This window comes from Homoserinimonas sp., assembly GCF_056262345.1.
The window spans coordinates 1-6079 of record NZ_JBACFR010000313.1; the positions used below are offsets into that span (position 1 = coordinate 1).

Consider the following 6079-nt stretch of genomic DNA (forward strand, 5'->3'; position numbering starts at 1 on the left):
CGGCAACAACGCCGATGGGCGTGCCGAGCGTTTGGGCGTGAGCGACGACATCCGAAAGTCCTGGGCGCACCTGGCCGGTCGGGGTGAGTTCAATGGAGACGAGAACAGTTGACATGTGTGTGCCTCTCAGATCAGACGGGCGCCGGCAAGAAAGTCCGCGAGCGCCACGGCGGCAGAACCGTCGTCGACAATGCGGGCCCCGGCCTGGCGTGCTGGGCGCTCGGCGGTCGAGACGACCGAAGTTATTGGCGCGGTCGTCTCGAGCGCAAGCTCAGCCGCGGAGAGCACGGTGACGGGCTTCTTCTTGGCCCCAAGGATGCCGCGAAAGTTGGGAAAGCGGGCGTCGGGCATGCGCTCGGTGACGCTCACGACGGCGGGCAGTGCCGCCTCGAGAACCTCGTCGACTCCGTCTGCCGAGCGGGTGCCCCGCACGATGCCGCTGGCAAGCTCGACGGTGTCGAGCGATGTGGCCGAGGCGCGGCCGAGGCGCTCAGCGATCATCGCTGCGAGCACACCGCCGCGGCCATCGGTCGACTCATTGCCGGCGATCACCAGATCCCATTCGCGCCCGCGCAGGGCTGCGGCGATAGCGGCGGACGTCACCGCGAGGTCGGCTCCTCTGAGCGCATCGTCCAGAATGTGGACGGCGTCGTCGGCTCCCATCGAGAGTCCCTTGCGCAGAGCATCGAGCGCCGACGCCGGGCCCATCGACAGCAGCGTCACCGTCGTGGCCTTGTCGGCATCCTTGATCGCAAGCCCGGCCTCGATGGCGCGCTCGCTGATCTCGTCGATTACGGCGTCGCTCGCCGCTCGATCCACGGCGCCCGTGGCGAGGTCGAGCTTTCGGTCAGACCAGGTGTCTGGCACCTGCTTGACGAGGATGATGATCTTCATCGATGCATTCCTTCTCTGTTACGCGGTGAGTTTGGGGCCCTGGCTAGGCGATCGTTGCCATCAGGCGGGTGCGGATGATGTCTTCTGCGTCGGCCACGATGCGGTCGACGACGTTCTCGACGGTGTCGATGTCGTGGATGAGCCCCTGCGTCTGGCCCGCCCACCACAGCCCGTCTTCCATGTCTCCGCCGGCCAACACCCGATCGCGGCCGCGCACCCCGGAGGCGAGGGCGGCGACATCGGCGAAGGTCGAGCCCGTGCGCTTCTCGATCTCCACGATCTGTTCCGAGATCGAGTTGCGGGCAACGCGAGCGGAATTGTGAAAGGTGCGGAACACGATCACGGTGTCGCGCTCGTTGTTGGCGACGATCTGCCGCTTCACGTTCTCGTGCACGGGGGCCTCGGTCGTGGCGACAAAGCGGGTTCCCATGTTCACGGCGCAGGCGCCGAGCGCGAGTGCTGCGGCGAGACCGCCCCCGGTGGCGATTCCCCCGCTGGCGATCACGGGCACGTCGAGCGCCCGCACGGCAGCAGGAATCAGGATGAGGCCGGGGACATCGTCTTCGCCGGGGTGACCGGCGCATTCGAAGCCGTCGATGCTGATCGCGGCGATGCCGTGCTTTGCGGCGGAGATCGCATGGCGCACGGTTGTGGCCTTGTGAATCACCTTGACGCCCGCGGCGGTGAAGTCGGCCATGTGCGGCTCGGGACTCGACCCCGCGGTTTCGACGACCGTGACGCCGGATTCGATGATCGCCGCACGGTACTCGTCGTACGGCACGGGATTGATGGTCGGCAGAATCGTGAGGTTCACGCCGAAGGGCTTATCCGTCATCTCCCTCGTGCGGGCGATCTCTGCCGCCAACGCCTCTGGGGATGGCTGGGTGAGCGCGGTGAGAAACCCGAGGGCTCCGGCATTGGCCACGGCGGAGATGAGCTCGGCCGTGCCGAGGCCGGTCATTCCTCCGCAGAGAATGGGGTGCTCGACGCCGAAGATGTCGGTGAACTGGGTACGGATCATTCTGTGCCGCTCTCTCGGTGGTAGATGGTCTCTGATCGGATGCTCGCCGAGATCAGCTCGGAGAGGGCGCTGTAAGCGTCGGATGCGGTCAGGCCGGTCGAGCCCTCGACCTCGCCGCGCTGAATCGCCTCGATCACGAGGCCCGCGACCACACCGACGAAGCGGGGGTTGAGTGTGGATTCAGCGGGCAAAGCTGCGAGGGCGAGTTGCTGGACGCGCTGCGCCGCCACCCGGGTGTTGGCCTGGTAGATCTCGCGGGCGGGCGCGAAGCTATCGAGATCGGCGAAGAACTGAGCGCTAGCCGGAGCTAGGGCCGCAGAGATGGCCGTGAGATACGAGCCGAGGCGCTCGGCCGGGCTGCCCCCCGCGACCTGCTTCTCGACTCGCTCGGTTGCCCGGCGAAAGAACTCACGGATGGTCGCCGTGATGATGCCCTCTTTGCTGGACGCTACGCCGTAGAGGGTCGACTTCGAGCGGCGGGAAAGCCTCGCCATGTCTTCGACGCTGAGATCGACAAAGCCGCGGTCCGTAAAAACCTCGATGAGCGCATCGAGAGTTTCAGCGTTGCGCATCACTCCCTGCGGAGAGGTGACCTGTGACATACTCGCACAGTACCAGATAACTGATTCAGGTACCGCATCAACCAATAGTTTTGGATTATTAACTAGACAGCGAGTCTTCTTATGCCAGTGACACGGATCAGCCTCGACGACGAGGCCGAAGCACTCTTCGAACTCACCGACTCGATCGCCAAGCGTGAGCTAATCCCTCGCGCGGCAGCGGCCGAGCGCGACGAAACCTTCGCTCGCGACGTCTTCACGACGCTCGGGCGCGCGGGACTTTTGAGCCTGCCCTACGACGAGGCCTACGGGGGCGGCGCCCAACCCGCCGAAACCTACCTCCAGGTGTTCGAGCAGATTGGGGCAGCCTGGGCGAGCATCGGCGTGGGCGTCAGCGTGCACGCCCTCTCCTGCTTTCCGCTCGCCAACTTCGGCACGGACGAGCAAAAGGCGCGGTGGCTTCCCGAGCTCCTCTCGGGAGAACTGCTCGGCGCATACTGCCTGAGCGAACCGCACGCCGGCTCCGACCCCGCCGCGATGCGCACCAAAGCCGTGCGCGACGGCGACGACTACGTAATCAATGGCGCGAAGGCCTGGACCACCCACGGAGGCCACGCCGACTTTTACACCGTGATGGCGCGAACCTCCGACGACGGCGGTCGCGGCATCTCGTGCTTTCTGGTGCCCGCCGACACCCCGGGGCTGAGCGCAGCATCCCCTGAGCAAAAGATGGGCCTCACCGGATCCACGACGGCGACCATCAACTTCGACCACGTCCGGGTGCCGGCGGAGCGCCGCATCGGCTACGAAGGCCAGGGGCTTCCCATCGCCTTTGCCGCCCTCGATTCCGGCCGCCTCGGCATTGCCGCGGTCGCCACCGGGCTCGCGCAAGCCGCCCTCGATCTTTCGGTCGACTATGCGCGCACCCGCGAGACGTTCGGCAAACCGATCATCGAACACGACGGTCTCGCGTTTCTGTTGGCCGATATGGATGTCGCGGTCAGCTCAGCCCGGGCGCTGTACCTCGCAGCGGCGCGGCTCAAAGACCGAGGCCGCCCATTCACCCACGAAGCGTCGATCGCCAAGCTTCTCGCCACCGACAACGCCATGAAGGTTGCCGTTGACGCCGTGCAGGTGCTCGGCGGAGCTGGATACACCCGCGATTTTCCGGCCGAGCGCTACATGCGAGAGGCCAAAGTCATGCAGATCTTCGAGGGCACCAACCAGATTCAGCGTCTCGTGATCTCTCGCCACCTCCGAAACGGGTAGCTCCCGCACACACGAAACAGGCCCAGTGCCGCGCTGCGAAGCGCGGCACCGGGCCTCTGTCGTTTCTGTCCCGACTATGCGAAGGGATCCGGTGTCAGCGTGTACTTGGGGGTCAGGTACTCGTGGATTCCCTCAAGCCCGCCCTCACGGCCGAGCCCCGACTGCTTGACGCCACCGAACGGGGCGGCAGCGTTGGAGAGCACTCCAACGTTGAGGCCCATCATTCCCGTGTCGAGAGAATCGATCAGGCGCTGACCGCGCGCTAGATCGCGGGTGAAGACATAGCCGACCAGGCCGTATTCGGTGTCGTTAGCCATGCGCACAGCCTCGTCTTCGTCCGTGAACGTCGAGATGGCGAGCACCGGGCCAAAAATCTCCTCGCGCAGAATGTCGCTGCCAGCGGCGACATCGCTCACGACGGTCGGCTCGAAGAATGTTCCCTCACCCTCGATCGCGTTGCCTCCCGCACGAACAGTGGCACCGCGCTCCACCGCATCCGCAACCAGGGCTGCGGTCTTGGCGACGGCCTTCTCGTCGATGAGGGGGCCAATCGTCACGCCCTCTTCTGTGCCGCGGCCGATGCGGAGCCCACGCACTCGCTCGGCGACGCGGTCGGCGAACTCCTCGGCGATCGACTCGTGCACGATAAAGCGGTTCGCCGCAGTGCAGGCCTGCCCAATGTTGCGGAACTTGGCGACCATCGCACCCTCGACCGCCTTGTCGAGATCCGCATCCTCAAACACGATGAACGGCGCGTTGCCACCCAGCTCCATCGAGGTGCGAAGCACCCCATCAGCAGCCTGCTTGAGCAGCGAGACACCCACGGGGGTCGAGCCCGTAAACGACAGTTTGCGCAGGCGCGGATCGGTGATGATCGGCTCCGACACTGCACCCGACGATGCCGTTGTCACAACATTGACGACGCCCTTGGGCAGCCCCACCTCTTCGAGCAGCTTGACGAACATCAAGGTCGTGAGCGGAGTCAGTTGTGCGGGCTTGACGATCACGGTGCAGCCTGCGGCGAGCGCTGGCCCGATCTTGCGAGTAGCCATCGCCAGAGGAAAGTTCCACGGGGTGATCAGGTAACAGGGTCCGACGGGGCGCTGCGAGACGATCATTCGACCCGTGCCCTCGGGGTTCGTGGCGAACCGGCCGCTGATGCGCACCGCTTCTTCGCTGAACCAGCGGAGGAACTCGGCGCCATAGGTGACCTCGCCCTGCGCCTCGGCGAGGGGCTTGCCCATCTCGAGAGTCATCAGCAGGGCAAAGTCGTCCCGGCGCTCGATCATGAGATCGAATGCCTTGCGCAGGATCTCCCCCCGCACACGAGGGGCCGTGGCCGCCCACTCCGCCTGTGCCTCGGCGGCGGCATTCATCGCCGCCCGCGCGTCATCCGGAGTAGCGCTCGCAATCGTGCGGATAACCGTGCCAGTGGCGGGATCCTTCACGTCGAGGGTGCCGCCGTCCGAGGCGGCGCGCCACTCCCCGGCGATAAACAGGCCGTCGGGCACGCGCGCAAGCAGGTCGGATTCGGTCGTCGTCGTAACGGTTTTCGTCATTGAAGCTCCGGTCGCTGGGGAATCATCATCATATTAGCGCGGCTGGTTATGCGCGCCGATCGGCCACCTGCATCGTCTCGGGAGCGGTCGGAACCGCCAGCGGAGCATCCGTCGCCGCAATGACGTCGTCGACACTGACCCCCGGAGCGAGCTCGCGCAGAACGAGGCCGTCGTCGGTCACATCGATCACCGCGAGATCGGTGATGATGCGATCGATCGCCCCGCGGCCGGTGAGCGGCAGCGTGCACTCCTGCACGATCTTGGCCGTGCCGTCCTTGGCCACATGCTCCATGAGCACGATCACGCGGTCGGCGCCGTTGACGAGATCCATCGCGCCGCCCATGCCCTTGACCATCTTGCCCGGCACAGCCCAGTTCGCGATGTCGCCCTTGACGGAGACCTGCATCGCACCGAGCACAGCGGCCTGGATGCGGCCACCGCGGATCATCGCGAAGCTCTGGGCCGAATCAAAGTACGAGGCACCCGGCAGCACCGTGACGGTTTCTTTGCCCGCGTTGATGAGCTTGGGGTCCTCCTCTCCGCGCCACGGGTAGGGGCCGACTCCGAGGATGCCGTTCTCAGAGTGCAGAACGATGGTCTTGTCGGCGGGGATGTGGTTGGGGATGAGAGTCGGCAGGCCAATGCCGAGGTTCACATATGAGCCGTCGGCCAGCTCCTGGGCCGCCCGGTACGCCATCTGGTCTCGTGTCAGCGCCATCTCAGTTGCCCTCCTCGCGGTCACGAACCGTGACCTTTTCGATCGGCAGATCTGCCGC

The 6079-nt window shown here is 65.6% G+C and carries 6 protein-coding genes; 1 reads left to right on the forward strand and 5 read right to left on the reverse strand.

What is annotated here, in order from left to right; genetic code table 11:
- Positions 1-126 precede the first annotated feature (126 nt).
- The 3 genes from AC062T_RS14080 to AC062T_RS14090 are packed head-to-tail and all read right to left on the reverse strand — an operon-like array spanning position 127 to position 2517.
- On the reverse strand, positions 127-894 hold the full coding sequence (locus tag AC062T_RS14080) for an electron transfer flavoprotein subunit beta/FixA family protein (protein WP_476031066.1): 768 nt from the start codon (positions 892-894) through the stop codon (positions 127-129).
- A gap of 43 nt (positions 895-937) precedes the next feature.
- A complete protein-coding gene (locus tag AC062T_RS14085) occupies positions 938-1915 on the reverse strand; it encodes an NAD(P)H-dependent flavin oxidoreductase (RefSeq protein ID WP_476031068.1) in 978 nt (325 codons plus the stop codon).
- The gene (locus AC062T_RS14090; protein ID WP_476031070.1) at positions 1912-2517 is read right to left on the reverse strand and encodes a TetR/AcrR family transcriptional regulator; all 606 of its coding nucleotides are present in this window, start codon (positions 2515-2517) and stop codon (positions 1912-1914) included. Before AC062T_RS14090 ends, AC062T_RS14085 begins: the two co-directional genes overlap by 4 nt.
- Positions 2518-2598: 81 nt before the next feature.
- Between AC062T_RS14090 and AC062T_RS14095 the strand changes: the two genes are divergently transcribed.
- Positions 2599-3744, forward strand: coding sequence for an acyl-CoA dehydrogenase family protein (locus AC062T_RS14095; protein WP_476031072.1), 1146 nt, complete (start codon positions 2599-2601; stop codon positions 3742-3744).
- 74 nt (positions 3745-3818) lie between these two features.
- Here the strand turns inward: AC062T_RS14095 and AC062T_RS14100 are convergent, their stop codons facing one another.
- On the reverse strand, positions 3819-5303 hold the full coding sequence (locus AC062T_RS14100; RefSeq protein ID WP_476031074.1) for an NAD-dependent succinate-semialdehyde dehydrogenase: 1485 nt from the start codon (positions 5301-5303) through the stop codon (positions 3819-3821).
- 46 nt (positions 5304-5349) lie between these two features.
- The gene (locus AC062T_RS14105; RefSeq protein WP_476031076.1) at positions 5350-6021 is read right to left on the reverse strand and encodes a CoA transferase subunit B; all 672 of its coding nucleotides are present in this window, start codon (positions 6019-6021) and stop codon (positions 5350-5352) included.
- Positions 6022-6079 lie beyond the last annotated feature (58 nt).

Coding starts and splice junctions, on each gene's coding strand:
- AC062T_RS14080 (WP_476031066.1), bottom strand. CDS start 894: ATGAAGATCATCATCCTCGTCAAGCAGGTGCCAGACACCTGGTCTGAC.
- AC062T_RS14085 (WP_476031068.1), bottom strand. CDS start 1,915: ATGATCCGTACCCAGTTCACCGACATCTTCGGCGTCGAGCACCCCATT.
- AC062T_RS14090 (WP_476031070.1), bottom strand. CDS start 2,517: ATGTCACAGGTCACCTCTCCGCAGGGAGTGATGCGCAACGCTGAAACT.
- AC062T_RS14095 (WP_476031072.1), top strand. CDS start 2,599: ATGCCAGTGACACGGATCAGCCTCGACGACGAGGCCGAAGCACTCTTC.
- AC062T_RS14100 (WP_476031074.1), bottom strand. CDS start 5,303: ATGACGAAAACCGTTACGACGACGACCGAATCCGACCTGCTTGCGCGC.
- AC062T_RS14105 (WP_476031076.1), bottom strand. CDS start 6,021: ATGGCGCTGACACGAGACCAGATGGCGTACCGGGCGGCCCAGGAGCTG.